12 protein-coding genes and 1 tRNA gene are annotated in these 18,944 nt (G+C 43.4%); 8 read left to right on the forward strand and 5 right to left on the reverse strand.

What is annotated here, in order from left to right; translation table 11 throughout:
- The first annotated feature begins 33 nt into the window (after nucleotides 1–33).
- Entirely contained in the window at nucleotides 34–4,590 is a 4,557-nt protein-coding gene (locus tag AACL30_RS02290; protein ID WP_339057673.1) for a calcium-binding protein, read from the forward strand.
- Nucleotides 4,591–4,850: 260 nt separating this feature from the next.
- On the opposite strand, the gene murP is transcribed toward AACL30_RS02290, so the two are convergent.
- Nucleotides 4,851–6,305 (reverse strand): PTS N-acetylmuramic acid transporter subunit IIBC, encoded by a 1,455-nt coding sequence (murP, locus tag AACL30_RS02295; protein ID WP_339057674.1) that lies wholly within the window; start codon nucleotides 6,303–6,305, stop codon nucleotides 4,851–4,853.
- Nucleotides 6,298–7,215, reverse strand: coding sequence for an N-acetylmuramic acid 6-phosphate etherase (gene murQ, locus AACL30_RS02300; RefSeq protein WP_339057675.1), 918 nt, complete (start codon nucleotides 7,213–7,215; stop codon nucleotides 6,298–6,300). Before murQ ends, murP begins: the two co-directional genes overlap by 8 nt.
- A 79-nt stretch (nucleotides 7,216–7,294) precedes the next feature.
- Between murQ and AACL30_RS02305 the strand changes: the two genes are divergently transcribed.
- Nucleotides 7,295–8,488, forward strand: coding sequence for a hypothetical protein (locus tag AACL30_RS02305; RefSeq protein ID WP_339057676.1), 1,194 nt, complete (start codon nucleotides 7,295–7,297; stop codon nucleotides 8,486–8,488).
- A gap of 376 nt (nucleotides 8,489–8,864) precedes the next feature.
- On the opposite strand, the gene AACL30_RS02310 is transcribed toward AACL30_RS02305, so the two are convergent.
- Nucleotides 8,865–8,954, reverse strand: a tRNA-Ser gene (locus tag AACL30_RS02310).
- Nucleotides 8,955–9,460: 506 nt separating this feature from the next.
- On the opposite strand from AACL30_RS02310, the gene ubiC reads away from it, so the two are divergent.
- Both ubiC and ubiA read left to right on the forward strand, forming a co-directional pair.
- On the forward strand, nucleotides 9,461–10,054 hold the full coding sequence (ubiC, locus tag AACL30_RS02315) for a chorismate lyase (protein ID WP_339057677.1): 594 nt from the start codon (nucleotides 9,461–9,463) through the stop codon (nucleotides 10,052–10,054).
- Between the two features lie 237 nt (nucleotides 10,055–10,291).
- Nucleotides 10,292–11,158 (forward strand): 4-hydroxybenzoate octaprenyltransferase, encoded by an 867-nt coding sequence (gene ubiA / locus AACL30_RS02320; protein WP_339057678.1) that lies wholly within the window; start codon nucleotides 10,292–10,294, stop codon nucleotides 11,156–11,158.
- Nucleotides 11,159–11,229: 71 nt separating this feature from the next.
- On the opposite strand, the gene ligA is transcribed toward ubiA, so the two are convergent.
- Nucleotides 11,230–13,248, reverse strand: a complete 2,019-nt coding sequence (gene ligA / locus AACL30_RS02325) for an NAD-dependent DNA ligase LigA (protein ID WP_339057679.1) — start codon at nucleotides 13,246–13,248, stop codon at nucleotides 11,230–11,232.
- 181 nt (nucleotides 13,249–13,429) lie between these two features.
- On the reverse strand, nucleotides 13,430–14,290 hold the full coding sequence (zipA, locus tag AACL30_RS02330; protein ID WP_339057680.1) for a cell division protein ZipA: 861 nt from the start codon (nucleotides 14,288–14,290) through the stop codon (nucleotides 13,430–13,432).
- Nucleotides 14,291–15,078: 788 nt separating this feature from the next.
- On the opposite strand from zipA, the gene ptsH reads away from it, so the two are divergent.
- From ptsH to fpr, 4 genes are all read left to right on the forward strand, one after another.
- Nucleotides 15,079–15,336, forward strand: a complete 258-nt coding sequence (gene ptsH, locus AACL30_RS02335) for a phosphocarrier protein Hpr (protein ID WP_339057681.1) — start codon at nucleotides 15,079–15,081, stop codon at nucleotides 15,334–15,336.
- A 45-nt stretch (nucleotides 15,337–15,381) separates the two neighbouring features.
- Nucleotides 15,382–17,100: a phosphoenolpyruvate-protein phosphotransferase PtsI gene (gene ptsI, locus AACL30_RS02340; RefSeq protein ID WP_339057682.1), complete on the forward strand. Its 1,719-nt coding sequence runs from the start codon at nucleotides 15,382–15,384 to the stop codon at nucleotides 17,098–17,100.
- 50 nt (nucleotides 17,101–17,150) lie between these two features.
- Nucleotides 17,151–17,666 (forward strand): PTS glucose transporter subunit IIA, encoded by a 516-nt coding sequence (gene crr / locus AACL30_RS02345; protein ID WP_339057683.1) that lies wholly within the window; start codon nucleotides 17,151–17,153, stop codon nucleotides 17,664–17,666.
- A 441-nt stretch (nucleotides 17,667–18,107) separates the two neighbouring features.
- On the forward strand, nucleotides 18,108–18,851 hold the full coding sequence (gene fpr, locus AACL30_RS02350) for a ferredoxin--NADP(+) reductase (RefSeq protein ID WP_339057684.1): 744 nt from the start codon (nucleotides 18,108–18,110) through the stop codon (nucleotides 18,849–18,851).
- Nucleotides 18,852–18,944 lie beyond the last annotated feature (93 nt).

Below are 18,944 nucleotides of genomic sequence, written 5' to 3' on the forward strand. Positions count from 1 at the left end.
GAGCGTATCAATATCGCGACGAATCGTTTGTCTATGGGGATGCAAACCCTGGGTTACATCGTGGGGGTGGTGACGATAGCGAAATATAACCGCCTGCTACGCGATGTTAGATTGTCTGATGAACAGAAAAAAGAGATTGGATCCGAGCGAAATCGGGTATTGGCTTCTCTTACTTACAATGGCATCGCGGATCCATTACAAGTGGCATTGGCTAAAGCCTATCCGTCGGTGGCGCGCCAGGCAGCGATGTACCGCAGTAGCAAATTGCCGCATTTTTCTTCCCGGGCGGCAAAGTTAGGTTTCAAGCTAAAATATTCTATGGTCAAATTTGGCGGGGCGGGATTAAGCCTGGGCGGTGCTGTTTTTGATATTTATGAGGCTTACCATGCCTTTAACAAGCTAAGTACTGAAACGAACGCAGAAGCGCGGCAGGATCTTATCGTCAGCGGTGCCCTCTCGACGGTCAGTGCGGTGATCGGGATTGCGACTAGCCTGGCCTTTCTGGCCGGCGCCAGCGCGGCGGCGATAGCAGGTCCGGTCGGTATCGTGCTGAGTGCCGCCCTGATGCTGGCAGGGGCAATCTATTCCGCGGTGCGTCAAATTGAAGAAATAGAAAAATATATCCGCTTGAATACCGCTGAAAAATGGGAAAATGGCTGGAGAGTCTTTTGGGGAATGTACGCCACGAAGGATGTACAGGGACGTGTCGCAGAACGCACGGATAAACCCGCCTTTCGTGACGGTCATAACGCATTTTTATTTAGCTATGGTTATCAACAGCTGTTAACAAATCCCACTATGCATAGTTATTTTTATAGTCTTGGCGATTTTGATTTAGAAAGGCATTCTTTTCAGGAAATCGTGGCTGAACGTAAAAATGTTTTTGGCAAGCTCATCAGTAGCAGACTACTGGTTACGGGGCTTCGTAAAGAACAGGTCACGAAAGAGAGTGGAAAGCATCGATTAACATTAGCCCTGGATGAGGTGATGTTGGTGCGTGACAGCGGTCAGTATTATTACACCCCCGGGGCGATTAAGGGGGTTAATGATACCTTTATTGCTGATCGACCGGATATCGACTACGTACAAACGATGGCGCATAACCAGGCTCAGGCTTACGCTGAAAATGAAACCGAAAAAACGGAGTATAAAAAAACGGCAGTAGCCAACGCGATCGCCGTACGATTAGGCTACCCCAATGCGAGAGCACAAGCCAAGGCGCGGGCTAAAGCCCAGGCACCCACCCTGGCAAGGACGCGTTATAGTGACTGGAGTCAAATTAATTTATATGGGCTTATCCCCCCTCGGAGCGTGGACTCCTACAAGGCTGATGCCGAGGCCGAAGCCCGGGCTGAAGTCAATGCTGAGAACAGCATTTATCAACAGTTGATACAAGCGGCCGAGCGTGAACTGAAGCGCGCGCCAGAAGCCTACCGGCAGTTAATCGAAGAAGCGCGCCTTCATATTTATAACCAAGCCTACCAGGAACGGTATCGCACGGTTATCACCTCCCTGTTCCCCGGCAGTGTGAAAATGGTGGCGCGCGCCCCCGCATCGGGTCAATCAAACCAAGTGGTGTTTGATTTTAGGGAGGGTAATGATTCAGCTATCGGTTATCAGCATAAAAAAAATATCTTTCTCGGCGGTGCCGGCAGGAAAAACTATACTGGGGGGGCATTAGCCGATGTTTTTTACCTGGGCAGCCGAGCAGCCGAGGGCACGGTATTGCCGGATGCCAGCCTGAGCAGCTATTTTGATGGCGGGGATTCCGATGAAGATACGCTGGTTATTGACGCGACGCCCGCCGGGATAAGTGGTTATCACGTTGATTTGAATAGCGGAAAAATTTACTACCAGCCTTTGCAGGGTGAGCGGATCCTGGCCGCGAATATTCGTCATATTGAGCATATTAATGGACATACTGAACGCAATGATGTCCTAATAGGTAATAGCGGTAACAATCGGCTCAATGGTCGAGGGGGAAGTGATACCCTGTACGGCGAAGCCGGCGATGATATTTTACTTTTAGAGGCCGGTTTCGCTTATGGTGGCATAGGGCATGATAGCTACACCATTTTGCAAAATTCACGCTCGATAAACGTTCAGGTCACGTTGAATGACAGTCAAGCCGGGGAGGTAGAGACGCCCTCGGAAGACAGCAGTGTCATACTGGATTACGATGTTAAGGATATTCATTCCATTACACTCCGTCGGTGTGTGAACCCGTCAGACGGCAGTCGATATCAGTTAGCCATCCGGTTAAAAAATGCCAATGGCACCCAAACCTATCTTTTTTTACAGGATGCCTATGTGCTTTCTGACGATAATCAACGACTGCATTTGGCTAATCGCTATAACCTGATAACACGTGACGGGGTTTACCTTAATGCGGATGGTTGGCCACCGGTGATAGAAAAACAAGCCGATGGGGGGTGGCAGTTGCCCTCCCCGCTTCCTGTGCGTTACCTGTCTAGCGCTGATAGAAGTGCTGATTTATCCGGCTCGTCGCAAAAGCGGGTGCAGTTGCTGCAAGATAACGGTGAGCAAAAAGGAAAAATCCGCGTTAATGATCGTGACAGGCTGCTGCCACACTTTATGCGACTCCTGTTGATAGATACGGCTTTTAACGACAGGATAACCGGCGATCACACCGAAAATATGCTCTACAGTTTTGGCGGTGATGATCACCTCAAAGGGGGCGCCGGCAGTGATGTCTATAACCTGTATCATGACGCTGATAGCGTCAGACATATCGTGATCGATAATGAAGATACCGATGGCGCTCCCCGGCTGGATGTGGTGATGCTCCACTCGCTCTCTCTCGATCAATTAACGCAGGAGAGGGAAAATGACGATTTGGTTTTAAAGGAGACGGCTCCCCGTAGCCGCCCTGAAAATAGGGGCACTGTTCGCCTCCGTCATTTTTTTCAGCATGCCCGTTATCGTCATATCGCGATTATCGATAAAGAGGATGAGGCTTATCTCCTGGAGACTGATGAACAGAATAAACCGGTTTTTTATCGTTTATCTCTTGACGAAAAAGGGCATCTGAAGCGTGGTATAAAACAGCAAACCCCGCAAGGCACGTCGGGCAAGGATGTCATCGTCTTGACCGGTGCGATGGCATTGGCCAATAATCGTTTTGACGCGCTGGCAGGGGATGATGAGATCACCGATAAGAGTCACGGCGATCGTACTATTTTCGGTGGCGCCGGCAATGATATTTTACTCGCCGGGGCGGATCAGCGCGGCGCAAAAACCTTCTACGGTGAAGCGGGAAATGATCAGCTTTATGGTGGCAAAGAGAGCGATCAGCTCTTTGGCGGTAGCGGTAACGATACGCTAAAGGGGAACGGCGGAGACGATCACCTTTATGGCGGGGCGGGTGATGATACCTATTTATATACCCTGGGGGATGGCAATGATGTTATTGACGATGTAGAAGGTCGTAATACCCTGAAGTTATGGGGGGATATCAGGGTAGATAAGCTACGTTTACGTCAGTTAGATAATCATTTACGCCTTATTTTTGTCGGGTTAGATAGCAATGGCAATGATGATGAACGCCGTTATCTCACGATTAAAGGGCAAGAAAACGCGCGTCATAGCGTCACTCCGCGCCCTGTTTTTGCGATGAACCAGGTTGAGATAGCGGGAAAATCCTACACCCTGGATGCGCTGTGGGCACTTTCTTCACTACAGCGTGATGGCGACGCAGGAGACAATAAGCTTACCGGCGGTGTCGGGGATGATCAGCTTAATGGTTATGCGGGGCAGGATACCCTGTTTGGGTTTGCGGGAAGGGATATCCTCAGAGGGGGTAGCGGAAATGACAAACTTTATGGCGGATCGGGAGAGGATATCCTCTTTGGTGACGACGACGATGACTGGATGTGGGGGGATGGCGATATAGACAGGCTGCATGGCGGCTTGGGAGACGATATTCTTTTTGGCGGCGCGGGCGATGATAGCCTGTATGGTGATGAAGGTAATGATGATCTCTCGGGTGATAATGGCAACGATTATCTCTTTGGTGGCGCAGGTGCCGATAGGCTCTTTGGTGGTGATGGCAACGATACACTCAGTGGCGACACCGGAGATGATCAGCTGTATGGGGGTAATGGCGACGATCATCTCTCTGGGGGTTTAGGAAACGATAAACTCATTGGTGGCGCCGGTAACGATAGACTCGAAGGGGGCTTAGGAGACGATCAATACCATTACACCTGGGGGGATGGTGAGGACATCATCTTTGACAAAGAAGGCGAAGGCGCCGATCTGATTGAATTTTATGGCGGTATTACGGAAGATAATTTGCAATTGCAAAAAGAAGGCGACCTCCTGCACTTAACTGTCGTTGCCAGCGCAGGGGGAAAGACACCCGATGCGCAGGGTCGTATTCAGTTCTCTGAAGCCATCGAAAAAATTAAAGTAGGCAGTCATACTTATGATACGGCCACATTGGTTGCCGCGATGTCTTCATTTCGCGATCAGACACCCCAATCAACGGCAGCGGTGAAATTAAGTCGGTTAATCGCCGGCGCACATGCGACAGGAAAATCTTTAGTAGCAGCGGCGACCAGGCACTAATCCGGGGCGCTTAACGAAAGGGGAAGCGCCGAGATATGGCGCGGTAAGCACTTATACCAGTAGATTGGCCATGAACAATATCAGCCCAAAACAGGCTCTAACGCTTGTAACGGCTATTTTAGTAAGATTGTTATCAGCGATGAAGGTTCGTTGGCATTCCGTGCCCTGCCTGACGGGGGACGGTTCGTTTGAATTCCAGTTAATTAAGAAAAATCAAAGACACATTTTTCGCTAAATTTTTTATCTCGAATTCAGGTTATCTAGGTTAAATTGACATTTTTGCTGCCAAAAAACCAGGTAAAAACAAAACCTGATAGATAGGAAATAGTCACACCAGCGGCATAGATCGCCATGCCCGTATAAGTGCCCTGATCAGACGTCATTAAAGGTAATGACAGCAAACCTGAAGGTCCAAATACGGTATTCAGACCGATGGGTAAACCAAACCAGGCGACCAATCCGATGAAAAAGCCGCCACATGCGCCGCCGATACAAGCGGTCACTAGGGGTTTTACTCGTGGAAGTGTCACCGCATAAATTAAGGGTTCCCCCACCCCTAACAGAGCAGGGATGATAGCGCCTTTTACCTGATTGCGGGTCAATGAATTTTTTTTGGCGCGGAAGTATAGCGCCAATGCAGCTCCAACTTGCCCGCAGCCTGCCATGGCAAGGATCGGGAACAGAGAGTTGAAGCCTTGGGTATCCATCAGAGTAAAATAGACGGGAATAAATCCTTGGTGAATGCCAAATATGACGGAAATCAGGAATAATCCAGCAAGAATCGCGGCACCGAATGGATTACCGTTCAAATGCATAAACAGCCATGACATCCCCTTAAACAGTTCTTTTCCCAGAGGCATAATGAGGGTAAAGGCCAGTGCGCCTGTAATCAGCAGTGTCAACATCGAGGTTAAGATCATATCTAGATTATCGGGAATGATTTTACGGATCTGCCGCTCGATACCTGCTCCTAGGATTGATGCGATCAGTACCCCAATAATATTGCCGCGAGGATCAATGGTGATACCAAAGAAACTATCAATGCCGGAAAAATAACCGACAGTGGCCTGCGGATTATAGTTAAAAAGAAACAGCGCAGCGATAATGGCTCCATTAACCCCCGAACCCCCAAACGTTTTTTGCGCATTATAGCCAATCAAAATTGGCAGAAAGGTAAACATCCCTTTGGCGAAAATTTTCATGTAACCCGCCATATACCGCATGGTAGCATTCTTCTCTGCCACATTGGCTAACAGGCTTTGTTCCAGAAGCGTGGCAAACCCCAGCAACATCCCAGCAGCAATAAAACCTGGGATCAACGGTGTAAAAATGGTGGCAAACTTTGCTAAAAACTGATGAATTACGCTGCTTTGTTTGGCTTTCATCTTTTCTTTATTGCTGCTGACAATATCGCCAAGCTTATCAGGGGTTAACGGTGTCGCTTGGGTGGGGGTATCTGCCGAATTTAGCAGCTTGTTCATCATTTCTGCGGCGGTTTGTGCTTTACCAGGCCCTAAAATAATCTGCAACTGATCATCACTGTTGATAACACCTAAAACACCGTCCATTGCTTTCAGCTTATCGTAGTCAACGCATTGATTATCGTTGAGGGTCAAACGCAAGCGGGTCATACAGTGATCGCATATCTTGATATTTTCTTTATTTACCACTAGATGAAAAATATCGGTTATGAATTTTTCCGTAATTTTAACCATGATTAATCTCTTGCTGGCTCAGTACTCGGCGAATAAATCCATTATTCTGTTGGAGGGCGACACGTGCTTCATCTACGGAAAGCGCGGTTAGAATTATCACGATTGCGATCTTACAATCGCCATTACACTCCTGTAAGGCTTCAATAGCTCTATCTTGATTGCAGCTACAGGCCTGCATCACAATGTCAATCTGACGCTGTACCAGCTTTAAATTTTTAGTTTCTACATTCACCATCAGGTTGCCATATACTTTGCCGGTGCGGATCATCGCGCCCGTGCTTAGCATGTTAAGCACCAACTTCTGCGCCGTCCCTGCTTTCATCCTTGATGAACCCGTGACAACCTCAGCACCTACGATCGGGACAATAGCAATATCGGCTACCTGCGTCACTTCACTCCCTGCATTACAGGTCAGTGCAATGGTTTTTGCATGCAACTTTTTCGCATAGCCTAGCGCGGCTATTACGTATGTGGTGCGACCACTGGCCGCAATCCCCACTAACACGTCCTTGGCATTGAAGTGTATTTTTTTAACATCTTCCTCCGCCAATTCTTGATTGTCTTCTGCATTTTCAACAGCCTGAAAAATAGCGGCATGCCCACCGGCAATCAATGCGATAACCTGCTCATGAGAAGTGCCATAGGTTGGAGGGCATTCGCTGGCGTCAAGGATCCCGAGGCGTCCAGAAGTCCCAGCACCACAATAAATCAGACGTCCGCCTTGCTGAAAAGCCTCTACAATACAATCAACCGCCTGGGCAATCGCAGGTAACACTGCTTCGACGGCGAGAGCCACTTTTTTGTCTTCATTATTGATAATTTTCAACATATCAATGGTTGAAAGCATATCAATATTTTCACTGGCCTGATTTCGATTTTCCGTTGTCAGCTCATACAAATTCATTTTCATTCCAACCTCGCTGAATAAAATAATGCAAAAAAATATAAAAATTATATGATGCTATCTGAAAAAATAGGGAGTATGAGATATGTTAACTATTAAAATAGCAGATAAATTTATTAAAAATTTCAATAATAAAATCAGTAAGATATTTTTATTCTTTGTGTTGATGGCCATTGCGAGTTATAGCTTTCATTCTTATGCTAACGTAGAAAAAAATATTCGATATGAAGTCGTTTTCGATGCGGGGAGCAGTGGAACACGGGCTTATCTCTACCAAATAAACAAAGACGTCATGAAAATTACTCCACTCTTTGATGTAGAAAAAAAACTTCCTCTGGAAAAAGTGGATGATATAAAAACAGAACTTATTAATCCCATGCTAGGAGAGATAGCCACTTTTTTATTACAAGAACATCAAATCAAACCCGATGAAGTTGTTGTCAGTATATTAGGCACAGCAGGTATGCGTAAGGTTACCGAATCACAGCAAAAAGAGATTTATGTACGTGCAAAAGAAGCGGTAAGTGATAATAATTTTAAACCTGGCGAATTTAGAACGATCAGTGGTCAAGAAGAAGGTGTTTATGCATGGGTTGATGTGAATTATTTGAATGGTACGTTAGAGAAAAAGAAAACAAAAGGAATTATCGAAATCGGTGGATCATCTGCCCAAATCGCTTTTGCTACGGATAAAACTAAGCATCAAGATGATAACATCATGTCTATAAAGATAAATGATATAAATCATAATGTTTATGCGGTGAGTTTTCTTGGTTTAGGCAGTAATGATTTCAATCTTTCAATTACCGAAAAATCAGAAAAAGATTTTTGCTATCCGAAGGAATACAACGAGAATAACATTAGTGGTAATTTCTCTTTGGAAAAATGTAGCGCTATAGTAGATTCAATATTAACTCAATTTCCTAATTTAAAAAAATTAACTCAGAATAAAGAATTTTATAACAGCGAATTTTTTGCTATCAGTGGGTTATATCAAACGTTAAATTTTTTTGGGATGAAAGATGAAGACAAAACAGGGCTGACCAATAAGATTAAAGATCTCTGCAAAAAAGATTACTCTGATATAGTCATATATAGTGAGAATAGAGATAAATATAATACATTCAATAAATGTGCTAATGCCGTGTTTGCTAACGAGCTTTTATTTAATGTACTTAACCTACCGAGTTCACATATAAAAGCGATGAAAAAGATCAATAACACCGATATACGTTGGGCTCTGGGATACGCAATTTTATCCAATAAGCCCAATGGCTGAAGAGTTTTCAAAATATCGGCGGGAGTGCCCTTTCGGAGAAATAATGGCGATAGGGGTTTTCGTATAACAATGCCCAGATTTTGACTCCAACCTGCGCAAGCCAAACCGATAGCTAGTCAATCCCTGCTGTACCAACATGGTCAGCATAATTTGTTAGTGCGGAGGCCAGAATATTGAGAATGAGCCTAGCGCTCCGGCAAGGCTCGCTGAAAGCCTAGTTGTACTCGCTGAAGCTAGCGTACAGAAATGGCTGCTGGATCAACGGAACCGCCAGGATACCTAGCTCAAGCTACCTCCTTCGGGTCTCGGGATCCTAACCCGATGTACTGGCACTGATTGAAAAGAAAAAGACCCCGATCTGGGGTCTTTTTTTTGTTGGCGGAAGCGGTGAGATTCGAACTCACGGAGGACTTGCATCCTCGTCAGTTTTCAAGACTGATCCATTCAACCGCTCTGGCACGCTTCCTAAACTGGTTAATCCGCTCTAAGAGCTTATTCGAAATCTCTTGTGCTGATTAAAAAAATATTTATCAATCGACGGGTTTTAGCCTGTTACACTGGTCTTCAATACCATTGTTTTCAGCCTCTCGGTCATCCCTCCCCGCAATGGAGGTGAACTATAAACAGTGCTCATTCGATTGTAAAGTATCATTGCGTTTAACTGTTTAAAAAGAAGTCAATAATCATAGAAAAACATCAGCTATCGGCTATATTTTTTATATTTTATTTTTTTTGCTTACTGAATCACAATATTTTGTGATGATAATTTATCATCAATCTTATCTAAAACTAGGATGGATTTCTTGAAGACCATTACGAATGAGACTGGTAGCACAGTAATAATACAGAAGAATGATAATTACCGAACGTAGCATTTTCTGTTCCACAATAGGTTGTGTAAGAAGTCTAATGTTATGGGTCGGTTTTTTTACGTTACAATAGTTATTTGTCCATTCTTGGGGAGTAGTCGCAATGATTGACAGCCCAAAATCGAGTTCAAAAGCGTTCTCGATGCTAAACATGATCCAATGGTGGGCGATGGAGCCACATAATCTTCCTCAAAATATTGCCAATTGGTTAGATGAAAGGGGTTCGATGACCCAGCGCTTTGAGCAGTATTGCCAGACTGTGACTGTAGAGCCGCAACGGCAGCAGTTTATTACCCAGCAAGCGTTGGGTGATGAGCAGGCGTTGTTGCCAGCCAGTCAACGCTATTGGTTGCGCGAAGTACGGATGTTTGGTGATGGTGTGCCTTGGTTAGAGGGACGTACTGTGATCCCTGAACAAACGCTTTCTGGATCCGATCGTGGGTTATTAGATTTGAATACCACTCCACTTGGGCGCTATTTATTTAAAGACAACAGATTAACCCGTGATTATATCCAAATTGGACGTCAGGGAGAGCTATGGGCTCGCCGTTCATTATTACGTTTATCCGGCAATCCATTACTATTAACCGAAGTTTTTTTACCCGCCTCGCCGGTTTATCAAATAGACCTCTTTCCAAACCGTAGTTCGTTATGCGAAGTCAAGGCGCCCGGCGCACAGCAACCAAAATGTACATAAGTATACTCACAGTCTTTCAAGTCGCCGCTAAGCGGCCAGGGGTGAGACCGATGCGCGTAGATATATTACGTGATTCGGACGAACACCCGCCGCCAACAACGCGGCGGCTTGGAAGACGAAGGGTATAGATGAGGATTGTGCGTACCGGACAACGTAGGATCCGCGTCACTCAGCAGGTTTTAAAGAGATCTAATGTTAGAAGTTTAATTTTCTAACCCTATATTGGAGAACGCTGAATTGAAAAGGCAGGTTATTCAGAGTAAATGGAAGGCTTATTGCCATGTGATGCGTCTTGACAAACCCATTGGTTCATTACTACTACTGTGGCCGACATTGTGGGCATTGTGGTTAGCACAACGAGGAATGCCTGATATAACCATATTGATGGTATTTGTCTTGGGTGTTTTTCTGATGCGGGCTGCCGGTTGTGTGATAAATGATTATGTTGATCGTGATATTGATGGCCATGTGAAGCGTACGGTAAATCGGCCATTGGTCAGTGGGGCGATCAGTGCGTACGAAAGTAAAATTTTGTTTGTCGTATTACTGCTGTTTGCCTTTGCTTTAGTGTTAACACTAAATCGGATGACGATCGAATTATCATTAGTCGCCTTAGCGTTGGCTTGGATTTATCCGTTTATGAAACGTATTACCCATTTACCACAAGTGGTATTGGGAGTGGCATTTGGTTGGTCTATTCCGATGGGATTTTCTGCTGTCAGCAGCAGCTTGCCACTGGTTTGCTGGCTATTATTGTTGGCTAATATTTGTTGGACTATCACCTATGATACTCAGTATGCCATGGTAGACCGTGATGATGATTTGAAAATTGGCGTGAAATCTACGGCGATCCTATTTGGTCAATACGATAAATTGGTTATTGGTGCCTTACAGCTGGTTACTTTACTTTTGATGATAACCGTGGGTTATCTGATGCAATTGGATAATGTATTTTATTATTCAATTTTAATTGCAGGCGTTTTATTTCTTTATCAACAAAAAATAATAGCTAACCGTGAACCGAATGGATGTTTTCGTGCTTTTTTAAACAATAATTATGTCGGATTAATATTATTCTTGGGAATTTTGTTCAGTTATATATGAATAAACACATTTTTTCTAAGCGCCGATTCGAAATTTTCTTGAGCGACGCTGAATTACGGCTTGTAAAACTGTCAATCGCTCAATAAACGTAGCATTTCATCTTCGGTGATCACTTTTATCCCCAGTTCCTGGGCTTTTATTAGCTTAGACCCGGCGCCTTCACCGGCAATAACTAAATCGGTTTTTTTCGAAACACTATTGCTGACTTTAGCGCCTAAGGCAACTAACCGATCTTTAGCGTTCTCCCGCGAGAGACTATTTAATGACCCAGTGAGTACTATGGTTTTACTGGTGAATATATTATTGCTCTCTTCCGCTACAGCGATTATTTGTTCTGGCTCCGGCCAATGAATTACCGCTTCTAGCGCGTTAATAACATGCTGATTATGTTCTTGTGCTAAAAAGTTAATGACATGCGTTGCGACGACCACGCCGACATCTGCTACCTGTTTTAACGCCTCAACATCGGCGCTACGTAAATGAGATAAAGTACGAAAATGCGCCGCTAAATTTGCAGCTGTCGTTTCACCTACCTCCCGGATCCCAAGTGCATACAAGAAACGAGGAAAAGTCGTTTGTTTCGCTTTTTCTAACGCGGTTATCAGATTATGCGCTGATTTGGCTCCCATTCGATTTAATCCCATCAATTTTTCGACGGTCAAATGAAATAAATCTGCAGGATGTTTTACGTATTCTTTTGTCACCAGCTGCTCAATGATTTTATCACCCATGCCATCGACATCGAGCGCACGACGAGAGACAAAATGTTGCAGTGTTTTCTTACGTTGTGCCGGACACAATAGCGCACCACTACAACGGGCAATAGTTTCGCCTTCAAGGCGTTCAATATCTGAACCACATACTGGGCAATGCAATGGGAAACTCACTTCCTGCGCTTCTAAAGGCCGTGCATCCATTAACACGCTAACGATTTTAGGGATCACATCCCCCGCTCGGCGTATAATAACGGTATCGCCGATATGTAGATCAAGGCGTTTTATTTCATCAGCGTTATGTAAAGTCGCATTACTTACCATTACACCGGCGAGCTGGATGGGCTCTAATCTCGCGACCGGGGTGATTGCCCCTGTGCGTCCAACTTGAAATTCTACCTGACGGACTTGAGTCATTTTTTCCTGTGCTGGAAATTTAAACGCGGTAGCCCAGCGAGGAGCTCGAGCACTAAAGCCCAATCGTTCTTGCAATGAGAGATCGTCCACTTTGATGACTACCCCATCAATATCAAAATCTAATCTGTCACGTTGTTGTTCAAGATGACGATAGAAAGCAATGATTTGATCACTACCAATGCAACGTTTTATTTGGTCACTCACAGGTAAACCCCAAGCTTTAAATTGCAGTAAACGTTGCAAATGATGTTGCGGTAGAGCGCCTCCCTTGAGTAGCCCCATACCATAACAAAAAAAATCTAATGGCCGTTTAGCCGTAATGCGTGAATCAAGTTGGCGCAGCGATCCCGCGGCTGCATTACGTGGATTAGAAAAAATTTTTTCCGCCTTATGTCTTGCTGCTTCGTTAAATTGCGCAAAACCTATCAACGGCATAAAAACTTCGCCGCGTATTTCAATTTGTTGTGGAATATCATCGCCCCGTAAGCGCAAGGGGATAGTGCGAATAGTACGTACATTAGCGGTGATATTTTCGCCAATACTGCCATCACCCCGGGTAGCGGCTCTCACCAATTCACCCTTTTCATACAGCAAACTGACCGCCACGCCATCCAATTTCGGCTCACAGCAGAAGGCGAGCTCTTCGGTAACATTTAAGCGATTATGTAATCGTTGGTGAAATGCGAGGTAACTTTTTTCATCGAATACGTTGTCCAACGACAACATAGGAGATTCATGTTTTACTTGCTCGAAGATATTTAATGGTACTGCTCCTACACGTTGAGTGGGCGAGTCTGCACAAATTAGTTCAGGGTATTGTGTTTCTAATTCCCGTAATTCATTCATTAAACGATCATATTCAGCATCAGGTATTTCAGGATTATCCAACACGTGATATTGATATTCATGGTGCTGTAATGTAGCTCGTCGTTGGTTAATTTGTTGAATTATTGATTTCATAGATCATTATTATTGCCGATATTTCCTGTCATGAACACTGCAATTTTATACCCTTCGTCTTTGAAGTTGCCTTCGACTGCCAGGGCGCGACTGACCGATGAGCGTGGACATACCATGAGGGCGAGGGTTCGTAGCCAACAACGCGGCGGCTTCAAAGACGAAGGGTATATTGTGATTAGCATCAAATACTACAACGGACATAATTATTATATTCTGCCAGTTTTTGTGGTGTCATCATGCGGTGTTCATCGTCTTGCACCACACCTCCGACATCATCTGCAATCCGTTGAGCTGATTGCAGCATCAATTTAAAATTTTGGCTAGCTTTACCATAGGCAGAAGGCAGCATCATAAATATTGAAATCCCCGGGGTGGTAAAATCGGGCATGGTACTAAGATTAAAAGATCCGGGCTTGATCATGTTTGCTAGACTAAATAACACCGGTCCATCCCCTGCCGGGCTGACATGTCGATGGAAGATATTCATTTCACCAAAGTGAAAACCCTCCTGAAAAATACTGGGTAATAGTCGTTCACCTGAAAGAACATCACCTTGATGAGCAACAACATGTAGCACTAATAGCTTTTCTGAGCGCTGTTTATCACTTTCTGGCTCTGATGACTTGGCTTCATTTAATAAATCTTTTTCATCGGTGGCTGTGCAAGATTTATCCTTAATTAGCTGATCGTTATTTTCATTTGCTTTTTGTGCCGTAAGTGGGACGGCCTCGGTTTGACGCGACACTTTTTTTGCCAATGTTGACTTAGTTTTATCAGTCGATTGAACCTGTGTGATCTTATTTTTTTTATCTCTTTGGTGGGGAAAAACTTTATTGGGAGTAACTGAGGTAACCACTCGCACTTCTCCCACACCTTCTTCGTCAAATAACGTTTCATTGTTTTCTTGAGGTCGCTTAGGTTGAATTGAGCGATCACGAAACAGCGCAGAGCGTTCTTTATTGCCGATCCACAGACTATGAAATAACAAAGCGATTATGGCGATGACACCAACAATGATTAATATTAGACGCAAATCCTGCATCGTTAGAATCTCTACAATTTTGTGGTTTCGATAGATTGCTACAAAGGCGTATACATATCTTCTAGAGCCTATTCGAAATCGCTGAGCTCAAGAAGATTTCGAATAGGCTCTTAAATACTACCGTTCAATGCACGCCAGTGCAGATCCGTGCTCAATTTCCTACCAAGAAAAGTGATTATACTTATCGTTTAATCTCTTAACCGCACAACTTATGGCTAGCCAGTGAAAAAGCTTACCGATATGATAGCCCAATATTTTATATTTATAGAGAATCAAACAGTATGGTATGCATTAAAGCGTGTTCGAAATCTCTGCGGGCTACTAAAAAAATTTGGAATATACCCTTTGTCTTTCAAGTTACGGTGCGTTGGCAGTGATCACTCATCCTCTGTCATGTACTACCTGTACACTCCTGGGATTTGATTGATTGCCGCCTTGCCGTAACTCGAAATTCATTGGGTATAGATGCTTAGCACCTACGGTTATTTTCGGCTGTTATTCAATTATATTAAAGGCGGTTCGTCTCATTTTGATTAATTATACGCCAAATTACTTACATTTTTGTCGTAGACAGCAATAAAAAGCGGCAGCATTATGTTGAAAATTTAAAAAATACTGATCTAAATACTTTTTTTGTGGGCTAGATCAAAATTTTGACCACATTATAATTGATTTTGCCTTTTTGGTTTAGTGATTAACTAAACCGTTATGTTAGATAGGCTTGAGTCTAAGAGCCTAGTTTTACACTTAAGCTCCGCAATATAAATCCAAAATAAGTTGAGAAAATCATGTTTAAACAAGAAGTTACTATTACCGCTCCAAATGGTTTGCATACTCGCCCTGCGGCAAAGTTTGTCAAAGAAGCAAAAACATTTTCTTCTGACATTACTGTCACCTCAGGTAGCAAAGAGGCGAATGCTAAAAGTTTATTCAAATTGCAAACGCTGGGTCTGACCCAAGGGAGCAAGGTTACTATCCAAGCGCAGGGAGATGATGAACAAAAAGCAGTCGAACATTTGGTAAAACTGATGAATGAGCTTGAATAAGATAACCTTGTCTTTTTAAACCGATAATAGGAGTAAGGTAAGGCTATGATTTCAGTATCACCAGGTATTGCTTTTGGTAAAGCGCGTTTATTGTTAGAAGATAATATTGTTATCAACGATAAAAAAATATCCGCTGAAGAAGTCACGCAAGAAATCGAACGTTTCGAAGCTGGGTGTAAAAAATCTTGTCAACAGCTAACAGCAATACAAACCAAAGCTACAAAAATGCTGGGAGAAGATAAGGCGGAAATTTTTGAAGCGCATATTATGTTGCTAGAAGATGAAGACCTTCAGCAGGAAATTACTAAACAGATTACTGAGCAATTAGTAACAGCAGAGGCTGCGGCTCATTCAGTGATTGAATCTCAAGCACGAGAGCTAGCAGGACTTGATGACGAGTACCTAAGAGAAAGAGCGACTGACACACGTGATGTCGGTAAACGCTTGCTAAAGAATATATTGGGCTTAGATATTATTGATCTGAACACGATTTCAGAGGAAGTGATCCTGGTTGCTGCAGATTTAACTCCCTCTGAGACGGCACAACTTAACCTTGACAAAGTGCTTGGTTTTATTACTGATTTGGGCGGACGAACTTCCCACACTTCTATTATGGCGCGCTCTTTAGAGTTACCGGCGATTGTCGGTGCCCATAACATCACCCAACGAGTAAAAAATGATGATAATTTAATCCTCGATGCGATTAACAATAAAATTTATATTAATCCAACAGCCGAGGAGATAGAGCAGCTTCAAAATTTAAAAAAACAATATATTGCTGAGAAAGTCGAACTGTCTAAACTCAAAGATATGCCGGCGATGACGCTAGATGGGCATCAGGTTGAATTGGCAGCTAACATTGGTACAGTACAAGATATCGGCAGTGCTAAGCGTAATGGCGCAGAAAGTATTGGTTTGTATCGTACTGAATTTTTATTTATGGATAGTGATAGGCTACCTACAGAAGAAAAACAGTTTCTAGACTATAAAGCTGTCGCTGAGAAGATGAATAACCAGGCAGTGATTATTCGGACGATGGATATTGGCGGTGATAAAGACCTGCCTTATATGGGATTACCGAAAGAGGATAATCCGTTTTTAGGTTGGCGAGCCATTCGTATTTGTTTAGATCGTAAAGAAATTTTACATGCTCAGCTGCGGGCTATCTTACGTGCTTCCGCATTTGGCAAATTGCGCATTATGTTTCCAATGATTATATCAATCAATGAAGTGCGCGAATTGAAAAAAGAACTTGACATACTGAAACAACAATTACGAGATGAAAAAAAGGCCTTCGATGAAGACATTGAAATCGGTATCATGGTAGAAACGCCAGCAGCAGCAATCATGGCGGATCATCTGGCAAAAGAAGTGGATTTTTTTAGTATTGGAACCAATGATTTAACTCAGTATGCTCTGGCAGTCGATCGTGGTAACGAGCTTATTTCTTCTCTCTATGATCCCATGTCGCCGGCAGTGTTACGCCTTATAAAACAAGTGATTGATGCATCTCATGCTCAGAACAAATGGACGGGGATATGCGGTGAACTCGCAGGAGATGCACATGCTACACTGCTGCTATTGGGAATGGGATTGGATGAGTTCAGCATGAGTGCTATTTCGATTCCCCGTATCAAAAAAATTATTCGCAACGTTAGGTTTTCGGATGCCAAGGTGCTAGCAGAAAACGCCTTGGCTCAAGCAACGGCGCAAGAGGTGAGAGGATTAGTGGAACAATTTATCGAAGACAAAAACCTTGGTTGACAACAAAATTATGGAATATAACCCAAAAATTAATACGTAGGAGGACATTCATGGGGTTGCTCGATAGGCTAAAGTCTCTGGTATCAGACGATAAAAAAGACGATGCTACTGTTGAAATTGTCGCACCGTTATCTGGTGAAATTGTGAACATCGAAGATGTACCAGATGTTGTTTTTGCAGAAAAAATTGTAGGTGATGGGGTTGCGATTAGGCCAACAGGCAATAACAATAAGATGGTGGCTCCAGTTGATGGTACCATCGGCAAAATTTTTGAAACTAACCATGCTTTCTCCATTGAATCTGATTGTGGTATTGAGATGTTCGTCCATTTTGGTATTGATACTGTTAAATTGAAGGGCGAAGGCTTTAAACGTATTGCTGAAGAAGGACAACGGGTTAAAAAGGGAGCGGTGATTATTGAGTTCGATCTTGCTTTCTTACAAGATAAAGCAGAATCTGTTCTGACACCTGTTATTATTTCCAATCTGGAAGAAATGAAAGAAATGACTAAACTGACAGGGATTGTTACCGTCGGTGAAACACCGGTTATTCATATTAAAAAATAAGATACTGTGCTAAAAACACAGCCGCTAAATAAAATGGGTCTTAGAGCCTATTCAAAATCTTTTTTAGCGACGCTCAATTGATGGAAAAACGGGCGAAAAAGTGCAGTTTACATAACGTAAATGAGCATTTTGAGCCCTTTTTTGACTGAAGACTTCTTGCAAAAGTAATCATGAGTGGTATAGCCGAATCAGTTTAATTTGATTCAAGACGGAGGAGCACAGACAGTACAAATAGTACGGCACGCGACGACGACACAGAATCAAATTAAACTGATTCGGCTGTATGAAGTCAAGGCGCACAGCAATCTTCGTTAATACGAGTACATGAAGATGGCGAACCCGAGTCACGCGGAATTCATACCAGGCAGTAGGTTATGTCAGCACAAGAGATTTCGAATAGGCTCTTAGCGCTTCATTAATATAAATGGGGAATGAGAGTTTATGGCTCAATGGGTTAAGGGTAAAGTGATTGATGTAGAGCATTGGACGGACACTTTGTTTAGGGTAAAAATCAAGGCGCCTATTGCTGCTTTTATCCCGGGTCAATACACTAAACTCGCTTTACTGATTGATGGTAAACGAGTCACGCGCGCTTATTCTTATGTCAATGCGCCAAGTGATAATCATCTTGAATTTTATCTGGTAAAAATCCCAAAAGGTCAGCTTAGTCCTCACTTGCATCAATTATCTGTCAATGAAGAAATTATGATCAGCGAGGAAGCCAGAGGGTTTTTCGTTTTATCTGAAATACCCAGTTGCGATACTTTGTGGATGCTAGCAACAGGTACCGGTATAGGTCCTTATTTATCAATCTTACAAGCAGGAGAAGATTTAGCACGTTTTAAACAGGTAGTACTGGTACATGCTGCTAGATTGAGTTGTGATCTTAACTATTTACCGCTGATGCAACAGCTGAAAAAGTGTTTCAACGGTAGATTGCATATTCAAACTGTGGTCAGCAGAGAAAAAACGGCCACTTCGCTACATGGGCGTATTCCCGCGTTAATTGAAAATCATTTATTGGAAAAAACAGTAGGCCTTGATATTAATCATCAAAGCCATGTCATGTTATGCGGTAATCCACAGATGGTACGTGATACTCAAAAAATACTGCAAGACACGCGTCAAATGCAGAAAAATTTACGCGGTCAGCCCGGACATATCAGCAGTGAACAATATTGGTAATCTTCTGCTTCAATAGCCTGTTCCAAATCTTTTTTGCGTTCTTTTTTGACAAAAAATTTTGAACAGCCTCTCATACTATAGTCTTCGCCTTTG

The sequence above is a fragment of the Candidatus Regiella endosymbiont of Tuberolachnus salignus genome, assembly GCF_964020115.1.
Classification (GTDB): Bacteria; Pseudomonadota; Gammaproteobacteria; order Enterobacterales; family Enterobacteriaceae; genus Regiella; species Regiella insecticola.